Raw genomic sequence first — 22,818 nt, forward strand, 5'->3', positions numbered from 1 at the left:
GATGATGGGAGCCAGCGTTTTTTGGTTACTTTTTGCCGCGTTTGGCAAAAAGTGACCCGCCGTAAGGGCGGAAAGGTGACTAAGCGCCGCCTTTGAAAATGAATGTTGATTTCATTGTTGAAGCCCACGCTTGAAAACGAAAAGCGAAAAGCGAAAAGCGAAAAGCGAAAAGCGAAAAGCGAAAAGCGAAAAGCGAAAAGCGAAAAGCGAAAAGCGAAAAGCGAAAAGCGAAAAGCTTGAAGCGGGATAGCGCTGGTTTTTATCGCGCGCAAAGTCCATTGGCGATGGCGACGCTGAATCACCTTTTCGCCCTTACGGCGAGTCACTTTTTGCCAAACGCGGCAAAAAGTAACCAAAAAACGCTGCGCTCCCATCATCCGGCCCCTCCGCTTCGCTCCGGGGTTCCCTCACTCCGGCCTTGCTCCCGGGAGGACGCGCTGCAGGCCCCATCCATGGGGCCTCAGCGCTTGACGGGCATCCATGCCCGTCACCTCCCTCCGCAAGGCCTACGTTCGGCCTACTGAAGTCGCGAAGATCAAAAGCAAGATCAAAAGCAAGATCAAAAGCAAGATCAAAAGCAAGATCAAAAGCAAGATCAAAAGCAAGATCAAAAGCGGAGCATGCCTGAAATCGCTGCTTGTGCAGGCCTGGAGGCGGCGATAGCCGCAGCGCTACCAGCGCAATAGCGAACGGTGGTTGTCCTGAAACCTGCGAAAGAGGACAATTATCGGCTTCCCGTCACAACCAGCGACCTTGCATGGCCTTTCTTGCACTTGGTATCAACCATAAGACTGCCTCGGTAGACGTACGCGAGCGCGTGGCGTTTACCCCAGAGCAGCTGGTAGACGCCCTGCAGCAGCTCTGCCGGCTGACATCCAGCCGCGAAGCGGCGATCCTGTCGACCTGCAACCGCAGCGAGCTCTATATAGAGCAGGATCACCTGTCCGCCGATGCCGTGCTGCAATGGCTGGCCGACTATCACCGGCTCAGCCTGGACGAGCTGCGCGCCAGCGCCTACGTGCACGAAGAACACGAGGCGGTGAAACACATGATGCGCGTGGCCTCGGGCCTGGATTCGCTGGTGCTCGGCGAGCCGCAGATCCTCGGCCAGATGAAATCTGCCTATGCTGTGGCGCGTGAAGCCGGGACCGTCGGCCCGCTGCTCGGGCGCCTGTTCCAGGCCACCTTCAGCGCCGCCAAGCAGGTGCGCACCGACACCGCCATCGGCGAAAACCCGGTGTCGGTGGCGTTCGCCGCAGTCAGCCTGGCCAAGCAGATCTTCAGCGACCTGGGCCGCAGCCAGGCCCTGCTGATCGGCGCCGGTGAAACCATCACCCTGGTCGCCCGCCACCTGCACGAGCAGGGCGTGCGCCGCATCGTCGTCGCCAACCGGACCCTGGAGCGGGCCAGCATCCTCGCCGAACAGTTCGGCGCACATGCCGTGCTGCTGGCCGATATCCCCCAGGAACTGGCCAACAGCGACATCGTCATCAGCTCCACCGCCAGCCAACTGCCGATCCTCGGCAAGGGCGCGGTGGAAAGCGCACTGAAGCAGCGCCGACACAAGCCCATCTTCATGGTCGACATCGCCGTGCCACGCGACATCGAGACCGAAGTCGGTGAGCTGGACGATGTCTACCTGTACACTGTCGATGACCTGCACGATGTAGTGGCGGAAAACCTCAAGAGCCGCCAGGGCGCAGCCCAGGCCGCCGAAGAGCTGGTGGCGGTCGGGGCGGAAGATTTCATGCTGCGCCTGCGTGAGCTGGCCGCAGTGGACGTGCTCAAGGCCTATCGCCAGCAAAGCGAGCGCCTGCGCGACGAAGAACTGCAAAAAGCCCTGCGCCTGCTGGCCAACGGCGGCAACCCCGAAGACGTGCTGGCCCAACTGGCCCGAGGGCTGACCAACAAACTCCTGCATGCGCCCAGCGTGCAACTGAAAAGGCTCTCGGCCGAGGGCCGCCTCGATGCGCTGGCCATGGCCCAGGAACTCTTTGCCCTCAACGAGGGCTCGACGGACAAATCCCCGCAATGAAAGCGTCGCTGCTGAACAAACTGGAAATCCTCCAGGACCGCTTCGAAGAACTCACCGCGCTGCTCGGTGATGCCGAGGTCATTTCCGACCAGACGCGCTTCCGCGCCTATTCCCGTGAATACGCCGAAGTCGAGCCGGTCTACGCTGCATATAAAGAGTGGCGCAAAGTCCAGGACGACCTCGAAGGCGCCCAGGCGCTGCTCAAGGACAGTGACCCGGACCTGCGCGAAATGGCCGTGGAAGAAGTGCGTGAAGCCAAGGAACAACTGCTGACGCTGGAGGCGCAGCTGCAACGCATGCTGCTGCCCAAAGACCCCAACGACGGCCGCAACGTGTTCCTCGAAATCCGTGCCGGTACCGGTGGCGACGAGGCGGCGATTTTCTCCGGCGACCTGTTCCGCATGTATTCGCGCTACGCCGAAAAGCGTGGCTGGCGCCTGGAAATCCTCTCCGAGAACGAAGGCGAGCACGGCGGCTACAAGGAAATCATCGCCCGCGTCGAGGGTGACAACGTGTACGGCAAGCTCAAGTTCGAGTCCGGCGCGCACCGTGTACAGCGCGTGCCCGAGACCGAGTCCCAGGGCCGTATCCACACGTCGGCGTGCACCGTGGCGGTACTGCCCGAACCGGACGAACAGGCCGCCATCGAGATCAACCCGGCCGACCTGCGTGTGGACACCTACCGCGCATCCGGTGCCGGTGGCCAGCACGTCAACAAGACCGACTCGGCGATCCGCATCACCCACTTGCCGACCGGCATCGTGGTCGAGTGCCAGGAAGAGCGTTCGCAGCACAAGAACCGTGCCCGCGCCATGTCCTGGCTGTCGGCCAAGCTCAACGACATGCAGACCAGCGCCGCGCAGAACGCCATCGCCAGCGAGCGCAAGCTGCTGGTGGGGTCGGGCGACCGCTCCGAGCGCATCCGTACCTACAACTACCCACAGGGCCGGGTGACCGACCACCGTATCAACCTGACCCTGTACTCGCTGGACGACATCCTCGCCGGTGGCGTGGAGGCCGTCATCGAACCGCTGTTGGCCGAATACCAGGCCGATCAGCTGGCCGCGCTGGGGGACTGATGACCATCATCGCCAGCCTGCTGCGCAACGCGCAGCTGCCAGAATCGCCCACCGAGCGGCTGGATGCCGAGCTGTTGCTGGCTGCGGCCATCGGCAAGTCGCGCAGCTACCTGCACACCTGGCCCGAGCGGATCGTCAGCAGCGAAGATGCCGAGACCTATGCCAGCTACCTGCAGCGCCGCCGCGACGGCGAGCCGGTCGCCTACATCCTCGGCCAGCAGGGCTTCTGGACGCTCGACCTGGAAGTCGCCCCGCATACCCTGATCCCGCGGCCGGATACCGAGCTGCTGGTGGAAACCGCCCTTGAACTGCAACCCGCCACGCCGGCCAAGGTCCTTGACCTGGGCACCGGCACCGGCGCGATTGCCCTGGCCCTGGCCAGCGATCGCCCGGCCTGGCAGGTAACCGCAGTGGACCGGGTGGAGGAGGCTGCCGCCCTGGCCGAGCGCAACCGCCAGCGCCTGGGCCTGGCCAACGCCCAGGTGCGGGTCAGCCACTGGTTCGACAGCCTGGTCGGCGAGCGTTTCGACCTGATTGTCAGCAACCCGCCGTACATTGCCGCCGCCGACCCGCACCTGGCCGTCGGCGATGTACGTTTCGAGCCCAGCAGCGCCCTGGTGGCCGGCGCCGATGGCCTGGACGACCTGCGCGTCATCGCCGCCCAGGCCCCCGCCCACCTGGTAGCGGGCGGCTGGCTGCTGCTGGAACACGGCTACGATCAGGCAGCGGCAGTACGCGCCTTGCTGGCTGAACAAGGCTTCACCGAGGTCGCCAGCCGCACCGACCTGGGTGGCCATGAACGCATTACCCTGGGACGGCTGCCATGCTGAGTGATCAGGAACTGCTGCGTTACAGCCGGCAGGTATTGCTGGCCCAGATCGACATTGACGGCCAGTTGCGCCTCAAGCGGAGCAAGGCGCTGATCGTCGGGCTCGGTGGCCTTGGTTCACCGGTCGCCTTGTACCTGGCTGCCGCCGGCGTGGGCGAGCTGCACCTGGCCGACTTCGACACCGTCGACCTGACCAACCTGCAACGCCAGGTCATTCACGACAGTGCCAGCGTCGGCATGAGCAAGGTCGATTCGGCCTTGCAGCGTTTGCAGGCGATCAACCCGGAAATCAGCCTGGTCGCCCATCGCCAGGCACTGGACGAAGACTCGCTGGCCGCAGCAGTGGCAGCGGTCGACCTGGTGCTGGACTGCTCCGACAACTTCAGTACCCGCGAGGCGGTCAATGCCGCCTGTGTCGCTGCGGTCAAACCGCTGGTCAGCGGTGCGGCGATCCGCCTGGAGGGGCAGCTGTCGGTATTCGACCCACGGCGCGACTACAGCCCTTGCTACCACTGCCTGTACGGCCATGGCAGCGAAGCCGAACTGACCTGCAGCGAAGCCGGGGTGATTGGCCCTCTGGTCGGCCTGGTAGGCAGCCTGCAGGCGCTGGAGGCCATGAAGCTGCTGGCCGGGTTTGGCGAACCGCTGGTCGGGCGCCTGCTGCTGATCGATGCCCTTGGCACCCGCATGCGCGAATTGCGGGTGAAACGCGACCCGGCCTGTGCGGTCTGCGGTAAGCGCGATGGCTGAGCGCTCGGCGCCGATCGGCGTGATGGATTCTGGGGTAGGCGGCTTGTCGGTACTCGCCGAGATCCAGCGTTTGCTGCCCCATGAGACGCTGCTGTACGTGGCCGATTGCGGTCACGTGCCGTATGGCGAGAAGACCCCGGACTATATCCGTGAGCGTTGCCGGCGCATTGCCGGGTTCTTCCATGAACAAGGCGCCAAGGCCATGGTGCTGGCCTGCAACACCGCAACGGTGGCAGCGGTGGCCGACCTGCGTGAGTTGTACCCGAGCTGGCCGCTGGTTGGCATGGAGCCGGCGGTAAAGCCCGCTGCGGCCGCCACGCGTTCCGGCGTGGTGGGTGTGCTGGCGACCACTGGTACCCTGCAGAGCGCCAAGTTCGCCGCCTTGCTCGACCGTTTCGCCAGCGACGTACAGGTCATCACTCAGCCTTGCCCGGGCCTGGTCGAGCGCATCGAGGCGGGTGACCTGGCCAGCCCGGCGCTGCACCAGTTGCTGTCGGGTTATGTGCAGCCTCTGCTGGCTGCGGGCTGCGATACCCTGATCCTCGGCTGCACCCATTATCCCTTCCTGCGCCCGTTGCTGGCCGACATGGTGCCTGCCGACGTGGCAATCATCGACACCGGCGCCGCGGTGGCACGCCAGCTGCAGCGCTTGCTGGCCGCACATGACCTGCTGGCCGCTGGGCCTGCCGGCGATACCCGCTTCTGGACCAGCGCCGATCCGCAAGCGTTGAGAAAAATCCTGCCTTTGCTGTGGCATAAATCCGACAGTGTGCAAAGCTTTGCGTTGTGAAAAAAACGTGAAATCAAGCTGAACTATCGTACTACTGCCGCTTTCTACCGTTTGCCTGCCATGAGGCAGACACTAATAACAGCATCAGGAAGAAGGATGTTTCTCATGAAGAAACTGCTGTGCTTGGCGACGGCTGCCGTCGTAACCCTGGGGCAGACACTGTCGGCGCAAGCTGCCGACGTTTCGTTTTCGGTGGGCCAGACCGGCGACTCGACCATGGTCTATCGGCTGGGGCTGCAATCGAACTGGGACGCGAGCTGGTGGCAAACCAGTGTCGGCCGCCTGACCGGTTACTGGGATGGGGCCTACAGCTATTGGGACGGGGATGAGACCGCAAGCAATCACAGCCTCTCGTTCGCACCGGTATTCGTCTATGAATTTGCTGGCGACTCGGTGAAGCCGTACATCGAGGCGGGTATTGGCGTGGCAGCGTTCTCCAGTACCGAGCTGGAAGACAACGACCTGGGCTCGTCATTCCAGTTCGAAGACCGCATCGGCTTTGGCCTGCGCTTTGCCGGTGGGCATGAGATCGGGGTACGGGCGATCCACTATTCCAACGCCGGCCTGAAACAGCCCAACGATGGGGTCGAAAGCTACAGCCTGCATTACCGCATGGCGCTCTGAACCCGCCTGGCAGTCGGGCCCTGCAGGCGCCATGCCGGCTAGCGTGGCAAAGGCCACAAACCGCTTGGGTCCAGGGTTTCCAGGACCAGCTCCGGCTCCCGCTGCGGCCACCGCCGCCGCAGCTCTTCTGCCGCGCTCTGCGCTGCCCACGCCTCCGGTATCGCCTGCACCGGGGTCACCGGTGCCTTGAGCGACTGTGGTCCCACCACGGTCAGCTCGATCCCTTCGGCTTTCAATGCCTGGCGCTGCTTGCGCATCCACTGCGGCATGTTGTTCCAGTCTGCGCTCGGCTGCGTCGGCGCGTACAACTGCAACGCCGAATAACGGTTGAAAACCGCCATCACCTGCGGCGAGTCACCTTGCGCCAGCAATGGCAGCGCATTGGCCAGGCAATTTTCGCCGGCCAACTGGTTGCTGGTGACAATTGCCTCGAACAGTTCGCTGGCTGGCACATTGTCCGCCAGGTAATCGCTGGTCCCGGCATTCAGGATCAGGCCATCCAGCGAGCACCAGGCATGGCAGATCTGCTGGCTGGCCTGTGCCGCCTGCTGTTCTTCATGCAACTGCCAGGGCAAACGCAACAGCTGGCGGCCATAGCGCGCCGCCAAGGCATCCAGCGCCTCGTCCTCCTTGCCACTTGCGGCTACCTGGTGCCCTTGCCCAAGTAACCCCTCCACCAACGCCAGGCCTAGTCCGTTGGCGGCGCCCGTCACCCAGATACGACGAACATTATTCACGATACTGCCCTCTGATCCTGCCGACGCGGGAGGTTCTTGAATGCTTCCAGTGCGCGTTGGCGACTACTGTCGAGGTCGACAATGGGACTGTGATAGCAATGTGTAGCAAAAAGATCGGCTGTCTTCACCGGCAAGTGAATAGTTTTTTCATTCAGCCCCTGCAATTCAGGCAACCAGTGGCGAATGAATTGCCCCTGGGGGTCGAAACGCTGCGATTGTGAAACCGGGTTGAACAGGCGGAAATAGGGTACGGCGTCGGTGCCGGTGGACGCGCTCCACTGCCAGCCGCCGTTGTTGGCAGCGAGGTCGCCATCGATCAGGTGGCGCATGAAGTGCCGTTCGCCCTTGCGCCAGTCGATCAGCAGGTTCTTGCTGAGGAACATGGCCACGATCATGCGCAGGCGGTTGTGCATCCAGCCGGTGTGCAGCAGCTGGCGCATTGCCGCGTCGATGATTGGAAAGCCGGTGCGGCCCTGTTCCCAGGCAGCGAGGTCGCCCGGTGCGTCGCGCCAGGGCAACGCTTCGGTATGGGCGCGGAAGGCGCGGTGGCGCGAGACCTGTGGATAACCGGTCAGGATGTGTTTGTAGAATTCGCGCCAGAGCAGTTCGTTGATCCAGGTCTGCACGCCGCTGCTGCCGCTGTCGAACTCGCCTCGGTTGCTGGCCAAGGCGGCGTGCAGGCACTGGCGCGGCGAGATCACGCCGGCGGCCAGATAGGGGGACAGCTGGCTGGTGCCAGGCTTGGCCGGCAAGTCGCGCAGCTGGTGGTAATCGTCGATGGTTTCGTCGACAAAGCGGGCCAGCCGCGCCTGTGCCTCGGTTTCACCGGCAGGCCAATGTTCGCGCAGGGAGCGCCCCGGCTGTTCGAAGCCATTCACTTGCTCGGGTATGGGGTCGCTGGCGACCTGGAGCGGCGCCTGACGCTGCACCCGCCGGGCCAGGGCCGGCAGGCTGCGGTGCAGGTGCTCCAGGCAGCTCTTCTTGAACTGGCTGAACACCTGGAAGTAGTCACCACTGCGGGTGAGGATGCTGCCCGGACGGAACAACAGCTGGTCGAGATGGCTGTGAACCTGGATGGCCGAGCGTTCCAGCAAGGCCCGTGTGGCGTCGTCACGGCGCTGCTCGTTGAGGCCGTACTCTTCGTTCCAGTGCACACCTTGCACCCGATGCTGGCGGCAAACCTCGAGCACGGCCTGTGGCGCCTGTTCCCAGCTGTCGACCGTGCGAATCAGCAGGGGGATGTTCAAGCGCGCCAGTGACTGGCTCAGGTCGCGCAGGTTACGCAGCCAGAAGTCGACTTTGCAGGCTGCATCGTCATGTGCCAGCCACTGCCCGGGGCTGACCAGCCACAAGGCGATGGTCGGGCCGCGTTCAGTGGCGGCACTGAGTGCGGTATTGTCATCGATGCGCAGGTCGCTGCGCAGCCAGGTCAATTGCATGATGAGTCCAGTCCTGCAGGCGGCCGCTCATTGCCCTGAAGCAACCGCAGGGCGGCCTGGGGGGTGTCGAACAAGGAGAGGTCGGGGTGGTCGAGGTTACCGAGCTGCGCTTCGTGCATGGCCATTGTCGGTCCGCCCAGCAGGGCGGGCGTTGGCAGATTGCGTAGCATGCGTTGCAGCGCCTTGGCATCGATGCGCGGGCCAAGGTACAGGATGACGGCGCGCACTTTCAGGGTGGTGGCGGCATGGCTGAGTTGAGCACCTGCGATGGGGTGTTCCAGCACTTCCACGGCGATACCGTTATTGGTCAGCAGCCAGGCGCATAACCACAATTCAGGGTTGAAGCCGCGCTCGTGATCATCGGCCAATAGCACCGCAGGGCCTTGCAGCAACTGGTTGTCGTGATAGACCCGGGCACCGAGCTTGCTGCGCAGCCATGTGTTGAAAAAGATCTGTTCCAGCCCTGCATTGAAGTAGTTGCGCCAGCGCAGCTCGAGTATGTCGAGCAGCGGCAGCAGCAATTGCTCGCACAGGGTCACTGCCGGGTACAGCGCCATGGCCTGGTTGAGCTGCTGGTCGAGCGCACGCTGGGATAGATTGGCGATGGCTTCGATCAACTGGAACTGCCTGGCCTGCCAGTCGCCTTTGGGGGGCGTGGCAGTGGGCTTGTCGAGTAGCTCGCCTACCTGGCTGACCGATGCACCGCGCTGCAGCCAGGCGAGGATCGTCTGTACCCGCTCCACCTGGTCCAGCGGATACAGGCGATGGCCCTTGGCTGTGCGCTGAGGCTTGAGCAAGCCGTAGCGCCGCTCCCACGCCCGCAGGGTAACCGGGTTGACGCCGGTGCGACGGGCCAGCTCGCCGATGGGCAGCAAGATCTCAGACAGCATTGCGCAACCCCAGGCGCTCGGGATGCGGCTGCAGGTAGGCCTGTTGCAGCAGGTACGGGTCGGGGTGCTTGCGCAAGTGGTGCTTGAGCAAGGTCAGCGGCACCACCAGTGGCACCACGCCTTGCCGGTACTGGCTGATGATGCTCTGCAGCTCGGCCTTGTCCTGCTGCGTCAGGGCATCCTTGAAATAGCCGCTCAGGTGCTGCAGCACATTGCCATGGGTGCCACGGCTGGCGCAGCGGCGCAGCGCCTGCATCAGCTGGCTGAAGTAGCGCGGGCCGATGCTTTGCGGGTCGTCATCACGGCGCATGCTGCCGAGCATGCGCCCCAGGGTGCGGTAGGCCTGGGGGTTGTTGGCCATCAGCAGGTACTTGTAGCGCGCATGGAAATGCACCAGCGCCCCACGGCTCAGGCCCTCGGCCAGCAGGCGCTGCCAGTCGGCATAGGCGTATACCCGGCTGATGAAGTTCTCGCGCAGCACGGCATCGTGCAGGCGGCCTTCTTCTTCCACGGGCAGGTCCGGGCGCTGTGCGCAGAACGCCTGGGCGTACACACCACGCCCGTTGTGGAAGGCCGGGCGGCCGTTGTCCTGGTAGACCTTGACCCGCTCCAGCCCGCAGGACGGCGACTTTTGCATGAAGATGTAGCCGCAGATGTCATCGAGTTCCGCGGCCATCTGCTGGCCATAACTGCGCAGCGGGCCGGTCAGGTCGATGTCGGGGTTGCGTGTGCCGACCACTTCCGGTTGCTCGGGGTCGCCGACCAGGCGAATCGGGTCGCGCGGTACGCCCAGGCCGATGGCCACTTCAGGGCATACCGGCAACCAGTCGAAATGTTCCTCGAGCTGCGTTCGACACAGGTCGGAGGCCTTGTGGCCGCCGTTATAGCGCACGCTGTGACCGGTCAGGCAGGCACTGATGGCAATGCGCGGCTTGCGATGCGTGGAGGGGTCGTGCATGGCTGTCTCCATAAACCTGTACATGGTCAAAAACTTGTACAGGTCAATTCCAGCACAGCCAAGAAATTATGCAAACTAGTTTTTTTGTATAACTCTGTCACTCAAGGTGTTCAAGCAACCGCCGCGCTGCTTCCTGGCCACTCAGCCAGGCGCCCTCGACACGCCCGGACAGGCACCAGTCGCCACAGGCGTACAAGCCTTGGTCGGCATCGGCCAGCGCGCCCCATTCATGGTTGCTGGTCGGGCGGGCATATAGCCAGCGGTGGGCCAAGGCAAAGGTCGGTGCCGGTACCACGCAGCCGACCAGCTCGGCGAATTCGCCCCACAGCTGTTCGATCACCTCTTCCTTGGCCAGGTCGATGTGTTGCCGGCTCCAGGCTGAGGTGGCGTGCAGCACCCAGGTGTCGAGCTGCTCGTCACGGCCTGGTTTGCTGCGGTTGCGCGCCAGCCAGTCGAGTGGGTTGTCCTGCACGAAGCAGCCTTGCATCGGGGTGTCCAGCGGGGTCTGGAAGGCCAGGGCGACGGCCCAGGTAGGCTCCATCTGCACGCCAGCAGCAACGGCAGCCAGCTTCGGGGTAGCGGCCAGCAGCGGTGTGGCTTGTGGGGCCGGCACGGCGATGACCACGCGGCTGTACGGGCCGTGGCTGCAGCCTTCGGTATCCTGCAGGTGCCAGTACTGCTTGCCACGGAACACTTCGGCGATGCGGCAGCCGAAGTTGACGGTCACATCCTTGAGCAGGCCGCGGGTGATGGCGCTCATGCGCGGTACCCCCACCCAGCGCGTCTGCTCGTCGGGCGAGGGGCTGAGTTCGCCATCGCGGTAGTTGTACAGCTGCGGTTTCCATTGCTCGGCCCAGCCGGCGGCAACCCACTGTTGCACCTGCTCGACGAAGCGCCGGTCGCGCGCGGTGAAGTACTGGGCACCAAGATCCAGCGCGCCAGCCTCGCTGCGCTTGCTGGCCATGCGCCCGCCACTGCCATGGCCTTTGTCGAACAAATGCACGGATTGCCCGGCCTTCTGCAAAGCCTGGGCGGCAGACAGGCCGGCGATACCGGCCCCGATGATGGCGATTGGTACTGTCATGATGGCCTCTTTAAACCTTGCTGTAAGCAGACTACGCTGTCAGGCAAACCTGTACAATGCACAATTTTTGTATAAGGTTATACCGCTTTGGCGGGCAGGTTGGCCTATGTTTATCCGAGAGCGTCGGGTCAAAAAAGTGCCTTGTTGTTAAAAATAGACCACCGCCGCAATCTGCGAGGACACTGCCATGCATATATTACTGACAGGCGGCACCGGGTTGATTGGCCGGCACCTGTGCCGCTACTGGCTTGGCCAGGGACATCGGCTGACGGTGTGGAGCCGCCGACCTGAGCAGGTGCCGACGATCTGCGGGGCGGGCGTGCGTGGCATCGCCCGCCTGGAGCAACTGGAGCCGGGCGATCAGCTCGATGCGGTGGTCAACCTGGCCGGTGCACCGATCGCCGACCGCCCCTGGACGGCGACTCGGCGCAACCTGCTGTGGGCCAGCCGTATCGCCCTCACCGAACAATTGCTGAGCTGGCTGGGCAGCCGTGAGCAGCGCCCGGAAGTGCTGATCTCGGGTTCGGCGGTGGGCTGGTACGGGGACGGCGGCGAACGCGAGCTGAGCGAGGCTTCACCCCCGGTGCGAGAGGATTTCGCCAGCCAGTTGTGCATTGCCTGGGAAGAAACCGCCCTGCGTTCGCAGGCCCAGGGCATCCGCGTGGTGCTGGTACGGACCGGGTTGGTGCTGGCCAGCGATGGCGGCTTTTTGTCGCGCCTGCGCCTGCCCTTCAAGCTGGGACTGGGCGGGCCCCTGGGCCACGGGCGGCAATGGATGCCCTGGATCCATATAGACGACCAGGTGGCCCTGATTGATTTTCTCTTGCAGCACAAGGACGCCAGCGGTCCCTATAATGCCTGCGCCCCAGAGCCGGTGCGCAACCGCGAGTTCGCCAGGCGCCTGGGCCGCACCTTGCATCGCCCGGCGCTGCTGCCGGTGCCGGCGGTGCTGCTCAAGGCCCTTCTGGGCGAGCTGTCGATCCTGCTGCTCGGCGGCCAGCGCGCGCGCCCGGTACGCTTGCTGGCGGCAGGCTTCACCTTCCGCTTCAACGATCTGCAATCGGCCCTGGACAACCTGTCCAGCCAACTTTGACATAGGACGCTGCATGACCGATCACGCTCTGCTGCTGGTCAACCTGGGTTCCCCTGCCTCCACTTCGGTGGCCGATGTGCGCCGCTACCTCGACCAGTTCCTCATGGACCCGTATGTGGTCGACCTGCCCTGGCCGCTGCGGCGCCTGCTGGTGTCGCTGATCCTGATCAAGCGGCCGGAGCAGTCGGCGCACGCCTATGGCTCGATCTGGTGGGACGAGGGCTCGCCGCTGGTGGTGCTGACCCGGCGCCTGCAGGCGGCCATGGTCGAACACTGGCCCCACGGCCCGGTGGAAATCGCCATGCGCTACGGCCAGCCGGCCTTGCCTGAGGTGCTGGAACGGCTTGCCCGACAAGGCGTGCGCAAGGTGACCCTGGCGCCGCTTTACCCACAGTTCGCCGACAGCACGGTGACCACCGTGGTAGAGCAGGCCAGGCGGACCATCGAAGAGCAGCGGTTAGCGCTGCAGATGCGCGTGCTGCAACCGTTCTACCAACACCCGGCGTACATCGAGGCGCTGGCCGCCAGCGCCCGTTCTTACCTGGAACAGCCGTATGACCACGTACTGCTCAGCTTCCATGGCCTGCCGGAGCGGCACCTGAAGAAGCTGTTCCCCAAAGGCAGCCGGCACGACCTGCGGGCTGCCGATTGTTGCCATGATGCGTCCGCCGAGGTACGGGCGGTTTGCTACCGTGGGCAGTGCCTGGCCACGGCCAAGGCCTTTGCGCAGAAAATGGGCATCGCCGAGGGTAAGTGGTCGGTATCGTTCCAGTCGCGGCTGGGCCGGGACAAGTGGATCGAGCCCTACACCGAGACGCGGCTGGATGAGTTGGCCAAGGCTGGGGTGAAGAAGTTGCTGGTGATGTGCCCGGCATTCGTCGCCGATTGCATCGAGACGCTGGAAGAAATCGGCATGCGTGGCAGCGAGCAGTTTGTCGAGGCGGGTGGGCAGGAGCTGGTGCTGGTGCCGTGCCTGAATGACCACCCGGAGTGGGCGAGGGTGCTGGCTGACATGTGCGAAAAGGCTTGAACAGCTGGGGCTGCGTTGCAGCCCTGCCGCGACACAAGGCTGCTTCTACAGGGGCCGGAATTCCGGGCAGGGGCGGCCTTGTGACCCGACCGGGCTGCAAGGCCGCCCCAGGACCTCAAGGCATCTGATCATCCAGCTTCTTGTGCTTCCAACCATCGTTGCCCGGCAGGATCAGGTTCAGGGCGATCGCCACGATGGCGCACAGGGCAATGCCTTTCAGGCCCCAGTCATCCGGGCCATCGCCGCTGCCGATGAGCACGCCGCCGATACCGAACACCAGAGTGACCGAGACGATCACCAGGTTGCGCGCTTCGGCCAGGTCGATCTTGTGACGGATCATGGTGTTCATGCCCACCGCTGCGATCGAGCCGAACAGCAGGCACAGGATGCCGCCCATCACCGGCACCGGGATGCTCTGCAGCAGCGCGCCGAACTTGCCGATGAAGGCCAGGGTGATGGCAAAGATCGCCGCCCAGGTCATGATCTTCGGGTTGTAGTTCTTGGTCAGCATCACCGCGCCGGTCACTTCGGCGTAGGTGGTGTTGGGCGGGCCGCCGAACAGGCCGGCTGCGGTGGTGGCCAGGCCGTCACCGAGCAGGGTGCGGTGCAGGCCGGGTTTCTTCAGGTAGTCACGGCCGGTCACGCTGCCGACGGCGATCACCCCGCCGATGTGCTCGATCGCCGGTGCCAGGGCAACCGGGACGATGAACAGGATGGCCTGCCAGTTGAACGCCGGCGCGGTGAAGTTGGGCAGTTCCAGCCACGGGGCGGCGGCGATTTTGGCCGTGTCGACCACGCCAAAGGCGAACGACAGGGCAAAGCCTACCAGCACGCCGGCAATGATCGGCACCAGGCGGAAGATGCCTTTGCCGAACACGGCGACGATCAGTGTGGTCAGCAGGGCGGGCATGGAGATCATCATCGCCGTCTTGTACGGCAGCAGCACGCTGCCGTCCCCGGCCTTGCCCATGGCCATGTTCGCCGCGATCGGTGCCATGGCCAGGCCGATGGAAATGATCACCGGGCCGATCACTACTGGCGGCAGCATGCGGTCGATGAAACCGGTGCCTTTGATTTTTACCATCAGGCCCATGAAGGTGTAGACGAAGCCTGCGGCCATCACCCCGCCCATGGTCTCGGCCAGGCCGAACTGGCCCTTGGCGAGGATGATCGGGGTGATGAAGGCAAAGCTCGAGGCCAGGAACACCGGTACCTGGCGGCCGGTGACCAGCTGGAACAGCAGGGTACCGATGCCGGCGGTGAACAACGCGACGTTCGGGTCGAGGCCGGTGATCAGTGGCATCAGCACCAGCGCGCCGAATGCCACGAAGAGCATCTGCGCGCCCGAAACGACCTGGCGCCAGAGCGGGTCGTTGAAGCCGTCCTGCATGGTCAGGCGTCCTTTTGCTTGGTGCCGAAGATCTTGTCACCGGCATCGCCCAGGCCAGGCACGATATAGCCGTGTTCGTTCAGGTGCTGGTCGATCGACGCGGTGTAGATCTGCACGTCCGGGTGGGCTTTTTCCACCGCTTCGATGCCTTCCGGCGCGGCCACCAGGACCATGGCACGGATTTCCTTGCAGCCGGCCTTCTTCAGCAGGTCGATGGTGGCGACCATCGAACCGCCGGTGGCCAGCATCGGGTCGATGATCAGGGCCAGGCGCTGGTTGATGTCCGGGGCGAGCTTTTCCAGGTAGGTGTGGGCTTCGAGGGTTTCTTCGTTGCGGGCAACGCCGACCGCGCTGACCTTGGCCCCGGGGATCAAGCTGAGCACACCGTCGAGCATGCCGATGCCGGCGCGCAGGATCGGCACCACGGTAATCTTCTTGCCAGCGATCTTTTCAACCTGCACCTTGCCGCACCAGCCGTCGATCTCGTAGGTTTCCAGCGGCAGGTCCTGGGTCGCTTCGTAGGTCAGGAGCGCGCCGACTTCCTGGGCGAGTTCGCGAAAATTCTTGGTGCTGATATCGGCACGGCGCATCAGGCCGAGCTTGTGGCGGATCAGCGGATGGCGGATCTCACGAGTGGGCATAGGGGGCTCCGAAAGGCGGGCAAAAAAACCGGGCTAGATTAATCTATTCAGCCTGTGCTGTCGTCTGGTCATTTTGGACGTTAGTCCATAAATGCTTGATCTGTGACGAGCGGATGCGTACCTTTGCCCGCTTTTCCAAAGTGCCACCCGGAGAGCGCCATGTCCGCCGATCTCGAGCATATCCGTCAAGTCATGCGTGAAGCTGACTGCCTGTACACCGAAGCCGAAGTCGAAGCGGCCATCGCCAAAGTCGGCGAGCAGATCTGCAAGGACCTGCACGACAAGAATCCGGTGGTGTTCTGCGTAATGAACGGCGGCCTGATCTTTTCCGGCAAATTGCTGACCCACCTGCAGTTCCCGCTGGAGGCCAGCTACCTGCACGCCACCCGCTACCGCAACCAGACCAGCGGCGGCGAGTTGTTCTGGAAGGCCAAACCAGAAGTTTCGTTCATTGACCGTGACGTGCTGATCGTCGACGACATTCTCGATGAAGGCCACACCCTCAGTGCCATCATCGAGTTCTGCAAGCACGCAGGTGCGCGCTCGGTGCACACTGCAGTGCTGATCGACAAGGACCACGACCGCAAGGCCAGCCCGGACCTCAAGGCCGACTACGTGGGCCTGCCCTGCGTCGACCGCTACATCTTCGGCTACGGCATGGACTACAAAGGCTACTGGCGCAACGCCAACGGCATCTTCGCGGTCAAGGGGCTGTAACCATGCGCCAGCCTGCGTTCATCGACCAAGCGTTGTTCGCCGGGCTGGCCGCGCAGGCTGCCGCCAACCCGCGCGGGCGCCAGCACCATAATTTCCACGAGATGGAAGAACCCTGCCACCGCATGGCAGTCGGCCTGCAACCGGGTACCTACATTCCGCCGCACCGCCACCTCAGCGCCGACAAGGCGGAAACGCTGCTTGCCCTCAAGGGGCGCTTCGGCCTGCTGTTGTTCGATGAGCAGGGTGCGGTGACCGGCAAGCGGATATTGCAGGCTGGCGGCGACTGCCTGGGCGTGGACCTGGCGCCTGGCACCTACCACGGGTTGGTGGTACTGGAGCCGGACAGCATCCTGTTCGAGTGCAAGGCCGGGCCGTACCGGCCGGTGGGCGAGGGCGAGCACGCGCACTGGGCGCCGCGCGAAGGTGACGAGGGCGTTGCCGAGTACCAGGCCTGGATGCTTGCGCAGTTCGATTGATGCCAGGCCGGCGTACTCAGCTGTAGGAGCGGCCTTGTGTCGCGATGGGCCGCAAAGCGGCCCCGACCTTGTTGGTGCGAAGCTTCAATCGAGGAGCTGCGGCGCAGCCCGATCGCGACACAAGGCCGCTCCTACAAGAGGCGGTGCACGCCGTGCTAGAGTGCCCCTTCATACAAGGAGCCTCACATGCGTGCGATTCTTCCCCTGCTGCTGGCGGTCAGCCTGCCACTCGCCGCCGCACCGCTGCACAGCCAGTTCCTGCCACCTGACGACCAGTCCCTGCGCCAGGAAGCGCCGACCGGCCAGCAATTGCTGCAAGTAACCGATTATTCGGTGGTCGTCGGGGCCCAGCGCCAGTCCGACCAGCAGCCGATCCCGATCACTTCATCATTGCAGGTGCGCCTCAAGGGCAAGCCACTGAGCAAGGGCGCCACCATCACCCAGGTGCTGCTGACCTTCGACGGGGAAGCGGCCAAGAGCCTGAAAAAGCCTGTGTATGACGAGAAGACTCGCACCCTGAGCCTGAATTACCCGGTCAGCGACTACCGGGTAATCATGGACCTGCTGCGCAACGAAACGCTGTATGTACAGTTCCTCACCTACGGTAACGGCCATATCTGGGCCGACCTGCACACCGGCACCGTACGTACGCGTTGAGGCGCGCGGCCTGCGGGGGGTACACTGCCGGCCTTCGAAATCCCGTGATGGTCCAGTTGGAGTCGGCAATGCGTAAAGACAAGAAACAGGTAATCGGCGACGAGATCAGCGACGACTACATCAAGACGTTCCTGCAATTCGAGCCTGCCGACGGGGTGACCTCGCCGTCGCTGCACAAGCTGGTCAAGGCCTACCGCGGCCTGCGCGTCGACGATTTCGAGCGCTTTGTCGGCTTCTTCGTCGAAGCGGGCCTGGACCTGGATGGCAAGGACGAGCATGGCAAGACCTTCGTCGAGCAGATTGCCGACCAGCGCAATGCGGCAGAGTACCTCGAGATCATCGCCAACGCCCGTGGTTGATCGTTAGCCTGCACCGGCCTCTTCGCGGGCGCGCCCGCTGCCACAGGGATAGCACAGAGCCTGAGGGCGGCGCCGAACCTGTGGGAGCGGGCATGCCCGCGAAGAGGCCGGCACAGGTTGGTGAGTATCCAGGCACAAAAAAACGCCCCGAGGGGCGTTTTTTCGTTACCGGTTCAATCAGGCGTAATGCTTGGCCGCCGGGCTGCTTTCCACCAGGTCCAGCGCCACGTCGTTGTCGGCACTGATCTTGTGGTACAGGGCCGCGTCGGTCGCCAGGGTCTTCTCGCGAGCCGGGAAGATTTCCTTGAGCTTGGCAGCCCAGGCACCTTTGGCCTGCTCGGGGAAGCAGCGCTCGATCAGTTCCAGCATGATCGACACGGTCACCGAAGCACCCGGGGATGCGCCGAGCAGTGCGGCCAGGCTGCCGTCCTGGGCCGAGACCAGCTCGGTACCGAACTGCAGCACACCGCCTTTCTTCGGGTCTTTCTTGATGATCTGCACGCGCTGGCCAGCCACTTCCAGGCGCCAGTCTTCGGCCTTGGCCTGCGGGTAGAAGCGACGCAGGGCTTCCAGGCGCTGTTCCATCGACTGCATCACTTCACTGACCAGGTACTTGGTCAGGTCCATGTTGTCGCGGGCCACGGCCAGCATCGGGCCGATGTTGCCCATGCGCACCGACAGCGGCAGGTCCATCAGCGAACCGTGCTTGAGGAACTTGGTGGTGAAGCCGGCGTATGGCCCGAACAGCAGCGACTTCTTGCCGTCGACCACGCGGGTGTCCAGGTGCGGTACCGACATCGGCGGGGCGCCGACCGCAGCCTGGCTGTAGACCTTGGCCTGGTGCTGCTTGACGATTTCCGGGTTGTCGCAACGCAGCCACTGGCCGCTGACCGGGAAGCCACCGAAGCCTTTGCTTTCCGGAATGCCAGACAGCTGCAGCAGCGGCAGGGCCGCGCCACCGGCTCCGAGGAAGACGAAGCGGGCGTCCACTTCGCGGCTGCCGCCGCTGTTGACGTCCTTGATGCTCACGGTCCAGCCGCTGCCGTTACGGCGCAGGCCAACGACCTTCTTGCTGTACTTGACCTGTGCATGCTCGGCGTCGCCCAGCAGCTTGAGCAGCTTGTTGGTCAGTGCGCCGAAGTTGACGTCGGTGCCCTTGAGTACGCGGGTGGCGGCGATGCGCTGGTCGGCCGGGCGGCCTGGCATCATCAGCGGCATCCACTCCTTCATCAGCGCCTTGTCTTCGGTGTATTCCATCTCGGCGAAGGCGTGGTGCTGCTTGAGCAGCTCGAAGCGCTTCTTGAGGAAGGCAATACCCTTGTCACCCTCGACGTAGCTCAGGTGTGGGACAGGGTTGATGAAGGCACGCGCCGAGCCGAAGTTGCCCTTCTTGCTCAGGTAGGCCCAGAACTGGCGCGAGACCTCGAACTGGGTGTTGATGTGCACGGCCTTCTTGATGTCGATGCTGCCATCGGCGGCCTGCGGCGTGTAGTTAAGCTCGCACAGGCCGGCGTGGCCGGTACCTGCGTTGTTCCAGGGGTTGGAGCTTTCCGCGGCTCCGGAGTCCATCGCCTCGACGACCTCGAGTTTCAGGGTCGGGTCGAGCTCCTTGAGCAGTACGGCCAGGGTGGCACTCATGATGCCCGCGCCTACCAGTACCACATCAACCGATTCGTTCTGCGCCATTTAACGCGTCTCCACAATCTACAGCTACCTAATTGACAGCATAGGACCTGGGGTCGCCAGGATCGCCATGTCCGACTTATCGCAGTTCTTGCAACTTCCGCGGGCACCGCCAATCAGTCTTCGGGTTCGCTATTGAACGCCGTTTGCCACGGGTGCGGCAATTCGACTTATGGTCAAGGTGTCGTGCGTGCGTTATGGAACGGCTCAGATACTCATCCGCGATGAGCGCATTTGCCGCCTGTTCAGGGCTGTTCGGGACACATCTGCCGCTTTTGCACATGCCAGACTGTTCATTTGCTCGCCACACTCTTGTGAAGTTGTGAAAACCGTTTTTTCACGCTCTTTTGGAGACGTGAACCTCAAAAGGGGACTGCGCGATGGCAACCCGCAGGTTCATGCAGTGTGAAGGGCCGGAAAGCAGGCACGACAGCCGATGCAAGACCTGAGTGGAAGGCTCTCTGTGGGCGAAGCGGTGAAGTTGCCGGGGTCAAGCGGCGATGCGGGGCCCGATCAGGAGACGTCCTTATAATCGGGGGGAGATTATAGCGATGTCGCGCGCAGAAATGTCGCCATTCGTGGTTTTTATTGCAGCGTTTGTCAGGCCGTGAGGATGCGCTGGTGCCAGCGGCGGCTTGCGCGTGCGCAAACCCGGGCGCTGGCGGGCAGCTCGCGGCCCAGCCAGGCGAGCTGGATTTCCCCGACCCGGACCCAGCCGCTGCCGCTGGGGGCCTGGCTGCATTGCTTGAAGGCCAGGCATTTGCCGTCGGCGTCGAGGCGGGCATAGGCGTTGTGGCGCGGGCGTCGGAAGAGCAGGGTCCAGAGCGAGGCCATGGCAGCAGGTCCTGTGCGTTGGGGCTTGGCGCAAGGATAAGGGCGCGGCGATGAAACCATTGTGACAACCGGGCCAGGCCGATGACTGGTCGATGTGTCGCTGGGTATACTGTGGGCCTTCGCCGCATTTTCTGGAGTAACGCGCATGTTGCAACGTCTGTTGTTCGGTTTGATCACCGTGGCCAGCCTCAGCCTGGTTGGTTGTGCCCACAGCCCGCAACAACTCAACCCGCAACCCACGCTCAAGGCCCAGCTCGCCCCGGTCGGCCATGGCCAGCCGGTGGTGGTCCGGGTGGTTGACGGCCGGGCGTCGCAGTCCCTGGGCACTCGTGGTGGCATGTACCCCGAAACCAGCACCATCAGCGTCAGCGGTAACGACATCGTGCCCAAGCTGCAGGCCCAGGCCGAAGCCGCCGTGCGTCTGCTCGGCTTCACCCCGACGCCCAACGCCTATAACGCGCCGCAGCTGACCGTGACCCTGGCCGAACTGAAGTACCAGTCGCCGAAAGACAACCTGTACGTCACCGAGGCGACCATCGGCGCTACCTTCCGTGCCGACGTCGCCAACGGCGGCCGTACCTACAGTGGCCGTTACGGCGCCTCGCTGGACCAGCGTTTCGGCATGGCGCCGAACCAGGAAACCAACAACCAGTTGGTGGGTGATGTGCTGAGCGATGCCCTGACCCGCCTGTTCAAGGACCCGAGCATCGGCCAGGTGCTGGGGCAGTAAGCCTTCAGCCGCACGAAGAAAACCCGCTGCCTGGTTTCAGGTAGCGGGTTTTTTGTTATCTGGACTTTTTGCCGGCGCGCCCGCGAACAGGCCGGCGCAGGGTTACGCAGCTTCTATCTGGAAATCCAGCACGCTGAGGCCGGTATGGGGATCGATATCCGGCAGGCTTTCATGCGCGTGCCCGCCCAATGCGCAATACACCAGCCACTGGCGGTCCTGCACGTTGATGGCAAAACCATCGATCAGCGCCTGCTGGTCATCGCTCTGGGCGACCAGATAGAGGCGGTCCTGGTTTTCGGCATGCAGCATGAACAAGCTCCGGGTCATGGAAAGGCCGACAGGGTGGCCTGTTCAGATGACGAGCTCATGACAGATGAAATTTAATGACACTTTGTCGCCCGGGCCGGGCGTGAGGGCTTGACTTGGGTAGAATGCGGGCCTTTGCCGTCGCTCACACCGAGGTTGCGTGATGTCCTTGCAAGTGCTCTGGGGGTTCCTGGCCGCCCATCCGACCAAGCTGATCAATCTGCTGGCGCTGTTGCTGACCTGCCCGGGCGGGTTGCTGCTGCACAGTGCACGGCGCCGCGAGGCGGAAACCCGCGAGATGCTGGCGCTGGAGGATGTGCTGGTCGACGCGTTCGACCTGCGGGTACCGCGATACTTCTACATTCTGGGTTTTTCGTGCCTGGCGATGGCGTTGCTGCTGTCCTGGCTCAGTACCTGGGTCTGATTTCGACACCGCCTTGCGCCCATCGCAGGCAAGCTCGGCCGCTGTGGCAGCTGGCTTGCCTGCGATGGGCTGCAAAGCAGCGCCGGCGTTCCTTCAGGCGACCGATGCCTGCTGCCTGACCTGATACTGGTTACGCACCGGCGTTGCATATTGCAGCACCAGATACGGCCGCTGCTCCTCAGGGCAGGCCTCCAGGCGGCGTTGCCATTCCTCCCTGGCCCGGGCCAGCTCATCAGCCGGGAATACCTTTTCCGCACTCGGCACCTGCAAGGACTCATCCTTGCCGTCCCACATCGCATACGCCAGGTAATGGACCGGGAACAGCCGGTAGCCACCGAGGATCTGACGGTCGATTTCGGCAGCCAGTTGCTTGGTGTCCTCGTAGTACTCGGTCACCGGTGGGGCGAAGTTGATATGTACCCGGCCTTTGTAGCCGGTAATGCCCTTGGCAATGCTGTTGTCGTCCTCGCCCGGCGCCTTCTTGTAGGTGCCGGTGGTAGCGCGGATGTACAGCTCGCGGGCCTTGGCCTGGTCGCATGGGTCGTATTCGTAGCTGATCGACACCGGCGTCAGGTTCAGGCTCTGGATCACCGCGCCGAACGCTTCGTCCTTGCGGCTCATGTGGAACATCTTGAGGATCGCCGAATCGGTGCGATCGTCACCATCCTTGGCGCGGCCTTCGGCCTGGGCGATCCAGATCGAGGTAACGTCGTTGCGGATCGAGTGGTTGATGTACGCCGAAAGCAGCTGGTAGGCGGCCAGCTTCTCGCGCCGCCCACTGATCGAGCGGTGCACGATGAAGCTCTTGTTCAGGCGCATCATGTCGCTGACAAAGGGTTTTTGCAGCAGGTTGTCACCAATGGCGATGCGCGGCGTGGGCAGGCCGGCGTGGTACACCGCATAGTTGACGAAGGCCGGGTCCATGACGATGTCACGGTGGTTGGCCAGGAACAGGTAGGCCGTGCCGGCCTTGAGCTGCTCGACGCCAGAATAGGTAACGCCGTCGGTGGCGCGATCGATGGTCTGGTCGACGTAGTACTCGACTTTGTCCTGCAAGGTCGAGACACAGGTAACGCCGGCGAATTCCTTGCGCAGGCGGCGGGCGATCAGCGGCTTGAGCAACCAGCCCAGGGCGCCGGCGGCACGCGGGAAGCGGAAGTGGGTGAGGATATCGAGGAATGCCGGGTCGCTGAGCAGGCGTGCCAGAACGGCAGGGACCTCAGCGTCGTCGTACGGTCGGATGGCATCGAATTCGCCCATCAT

At 63.6% G+C, this 22,818-nt stretch carries 25 protein-coding genes; 14 read left to right on the forward strand and 11 right to left on the reverse strand.

Annotated features, from left to right (window positions below; translation table 11 throughout):
- Window positions 1–757: 757 nt before the first annotated feature.
- From hemA to HU763_RS03930, 6 genes are all read left to right on the forward strand, one after another.
- Window positions 758–2,035, forward strand: a complete 1,278-nt coding sequence (gene hemA / locus HU763_RS03905; RefSeq protein WP_170028252.1) for a glutamyl-tRNA reductase — start codon at window positions 758–760, stop codon at window positions 2,033–2,035.
- Window positions 2,032–3,114 (forward strand): peptide chain release factor 1, encoded by a 1,083-nt coding sequence (gene prfA / locus HU763_RS03910; protein ID WP_170028253.1) that lies wholly within the window; start codon window positions 2,032–2,034, stop codon window positions 3,112–3,114. The genes hemA and prfA overlap by 4 nt, the downstream gene beginning before the upstream one ends.
- Window positions 3,114–3,944, forward strand: coding sequence for a peptide chain release factor N(5)-glutamine methyltransferase (gene prmC, locus HU763_RS03915; RefSeq protein WP_186686403.1), 831 nt, complete (start codon window positions 3,114–3,116; stop codon window positions 3,942–3,944). The genes prfA and prmC overlap by 1 nt, the downstream gene beginning before the upstream one ends.
- Complete coding sequence (locus HU763_RS03920) at window positions 3,938–4,693, forward strand: molybdopterin-synthase adenylyltransferase MoeB (protein ID WP_170028255.1); 756 nt, start codon at window positions 3,938–3,940, stop codon at window positions 4,691–4,693. Before prmC ends, HU763_RS03920 begins: the two co-directional genes overlap by 7 nt.
- Complete coding sequence (murI, locus tag HU763_RS03925; protein ID WP_186686400.1) at window positions 4,686–5,483, forward strand: glutamate racemase; 798 nt, start codon at window positions 4,686–4,688, stop codon at window positions 5,481–5,483. Before HU763_RS03920 ends, murI begins: the two co-directional genes overlap by 8 nt.
- A gap of 105 nt (window positions 5,484–5,588) precedes the next feature.
- Window positions 5,589–6,107: an acyloxyacyl hydrolase gene (locus tag HU763_RS03930; RefSeq protein ID WP_186686397.1), complete on the forward strand. Its 519-nt coding sequence runs from the start codon at window positions 5,589–5,591 to the stop codon at window positions 6,105–6,107.
- A 38-nt stretch (window positions 6,108–6,145) separates the two neighbouring features.
- Here HU763_RS03930 and HU763_RS03935 read toward each other — a convergent pair whose 3' ends face one another.
- From HU763_RS03935 to HU763_RS03955, 5 genes are all read right to left on the reverse strand, one after another.
- The gene (locus HU763_RS03935; RefSeq protein ID WP_186686394.1) at window positions 6,146–6,844 is read right to left on the reverse strand and encodes an SDR family NAD(P)-dependent oxidoreductase; all 699 of its coding nucleotides are present in this window, start codon (window positions 6,842–6,844) and stop codon (window positions 6,146–6,148) included.
- On the reverse strand, window positions 6,841–8,283 hold the full coding sequence (phrB, locus tag HU763_RS03940) for a deoxyribodipyrimidine photo-lyase (RefSeq protein ID WP_186686391.1): 1,443 nt from the start codon (window positions 8,281–8,283) through the stop codon (window positions 6,841–6,843). Before phrB ends, HU763_RS03935 begins: the two co-directional genes overlap by 4 nt.
- Entirely contained in the window at window positions 8,274–9,173 is a 900-nt protein-coding gene (locus HU763_RS03945) for a MerR family transcriptional regulator (protein WP_186686389.1), read from the reverse strand. The genes phrB and HU763_RS03945 overlap by 10 nt, the downstream gene beginning before the upstream one ends.
- The gene (locus HU763_RS03950) at window positions 9,163–10,131 is read right to left on the reverse strand and encodes a YbgA family protein (RefSeq protein ID WP_186686387.1); all 969 of its coding nucleotides are present in this window, start codon (window positions 10,129–10,131) and stop codon (window positions 9,163–9,165) included. Before HU763_RS03950 ends, HU763_RS03945 begins: the two co-directional genes overlap by 11 nt.
- 97 nt (window positions 10,132–10,228) lie before the next feature.
- Complete coding sequence (locus tag HU763_RS03955; protein WP_186686385.1) at window positions 10,229–11,215, reverse strand: NAD(P)/FAD-dependent oxidoreductase; 987 nt, start codon at window positions 11,213–11,215, stop codon at window positions 10,229–10,231.
- A gap of 187 nt (window positions 11,216–11,402) precedes the next feature.
- Between HU763_RS03955 and HU763_RS03960 the strand changes: the two genes are divergently transcribed.
- Together HU763_RS03960 and hemH are read left to right on the forward strand one after the other, a co-directional pair.
- Window positions 11,403–12,308, forward strand: coding sequence for a TIGR01777 family oxidoreductase (locus HU763_RS03960; RefSeq protein ID WP_186686383.1), 906 nt, complete (start codon window positions 11,403–11,405; stop codon window positions 12,306–12,308).
- Window positions 12,309–12,321: 13 nt separating this feature from the next.
- A complete protein-coding gene (gene hemH / locus HU763_RS03965; RefSeq protein WP_186686381.1) occupies window positions 12,322–13,338 on the forward strand; it encodes a ferrochelatase in 1,017 nt (338 codons plus the stop codon).
- A 115-nt stretch (window positions 13,339–13,453) separates the two neighbouring features.
- Here the strand turns inward: hemH and HU763_RS03970 are convergent, their stop codons facing one another.
- Window positions 13,454–14,728: a uracil-xanthine permease family protein gene (locus tag HU763_RS03970; RefSeq protein ID WP_170028264.1), complete on the reverse strand. Its 1,275-nt coding sequence runs from the start codon at window positions 14,726–14,728 to the stop codon at window positions 13,454–13,456.
- 2 nt (window positions 14,729–14,730) lie between these two features.
- On the reverse strand, window positions 14,731–15,369 hold the full coding sequence (upp, locus tag HU763_RS03975) for a uracil phosphoribosyltransferase (RefSeq protein ID WP_186686379.1): 639 nt from the start codon (window positions 15,367–15,369) through the stop codon (window positions 14,731–14,733).
- A gap of 159 nt (window positions 15,370–15,528) precedes the next feature.
- Here upp and HU763_RS03980 point away from each other — a divergent pair, with 159 nt between their 5' ends.
- The 4 genes from HU763_RS03980 to HU763_RS03995 all read left to right on the forward strand — a co-directional run bounded on the left by HU763_RS03980 (window position 15,529) and on the right by HU763_RS03995 (window position 17,578).
- Complete coding sequence (locus tag HU763_RS03980) at window positions 15,529–16,086, forward strand: hypoxanthine-guanine phosphoribosyltransferase (RefSeq protein WP_170028265.1); 558 nt, start codon at window positions 15,529–15,531, stop codon at window positions 16,084–16,086.
- A 2-nt stretch (window positions 16,087–16,088) separates the two neighbouring features.
- Complete coding sequence (locus tag HU763_RS03985; RefSeq protein ID WP_170028266.1) at window positions 16,089–16,562, forward strand: WbuC family cupin fold metalloprotein; 474 nt, start codon at window positions 16,089–16,091, stop codon at window positions 16,560–16,562.
- Window positions 16,563–16,748: 186 nt separating this feature from the next.
- Window positions 16,749–17,219 carry a hypothetical protein gene (locus HU763_RS03990; protein WP_170028267.1) on the forward strand — a complete coding sequence of 157 codons (471 nt, stop codon included), beginning with the start codon at window positions 16,749–16,751 and terminating at the stop codon, window positions 17,217–17,219.
- 68 nt (window positions 17,220–17,287) lie between these two features.
- A complete protein-coding gene (locus tag HU763_RS03995; protein ID WP_186686377.1) occupies window positions 17,288–17,578 on the forward strand; it encodes a PA4642 family protein in 291 nt (96 codons plus the stop codon).
- A 177-nt stretch (window positions 17,579–17,755) separates the two neighbouring features.
- Here the strand turns inward: HU763_RS03995 and mqo are convergent, their stop codons facing one another.
- Together mqo and HU763_RS04005 are read right to left on the reverse strand one after the other, a co-directional pair.
- Entirely contained in the window at window positions 17,756–19,264 is a 1,509-nt protein-coding gene (mqo, locus tag HU763_RS04000; RefSeq protein WP_186686374.1) for a malate dehydrogenase (quinone), read from the reverse strand.
- Window positions 19,265–19,861: 597 nt separating this feature from the next.
- A complete protein-coding gene (locus HU763_RS04005) occupies window positions 19,862–20,095 on the reverse strand; it encodes a hypothetical protein (protein ID WP_170028270.1) in 234 nt (77 codons plus the stop codon).
- A 145-nt stretch (window positions 20,096–20,240) separates the two neighbouring features.
- Between HU763_RS04005 and HU763_RS04010 the strand changes: the two genes are divergently transcribed.
- Entirely contained in the window at window positions 20,241–20,825 is a 585-nt protein-coding gene (locus HU763_RS04010; RefSeq protein WP_186686372.1) for a YajG family lipoprotein, read from the forward strand.
- A gap of 102 nt (window positions 20,826–20,927) precedes the next feature.
- On the opposite strand, the gene HU763_RS04015 is transcribed toward HU763_RS04010, so the two are convergent.
- Window positions 20,928–21,134, reverse strand: a complete 207-nt coding sequence (locus tag HU763_RS04015; protein WP_170028272.1) for a hypothetical protein — start codon at window positions 21,132–21,134, stop codon at window positions 20,928–20,930.
- A 160-nt stretch (window positions 21,135–21,294) separates the two neighbouring features.
- Between HU763_RS04015 and HU763_RS04020 the strand changes: the two genes are divergently transcribed.
- Window positions 21,295–21,555, forward strand: a complete 261-nt coding sequence (locus tag HU763_RS04020; protein ID WP_186673704.1) for a hypothetical protein — start codon at window positions 21,295–21,297, stop codon at window positions 21,553–21,555.
- A 93-nt stretch (window positions 21,556–21,648) separates the two neighbouring features.
- Here HU763_RS04020 and HU763_RS04025 read toward each other — a convergent pair whose 3' ends face one another.
- On the reverse strand, window positions 21,649–22,818 hold the full coding sequence (locus HU763_RS04025) for a 1-acyl-sn-glycerol-3-phosphate acyltransferase (protein ID WP_170028274.1): 1,170 nt from the start codon (window positions 22,816–22,818) through the stop codon (window positions 21,649–21,651).

This window comes from Pseudomonas anuradhapurensis, from assembly GCF_014269225.2.
In the GTDB taxonomy this organism is placed as follows: domain Bacteria; phylum Pseudomonadota; class Gammaproteobacteria; order Pseudomonadales; family Pseudomonadaceae; genus Aquipseudomonas; species Aquipseudomonas anuradhapurensis.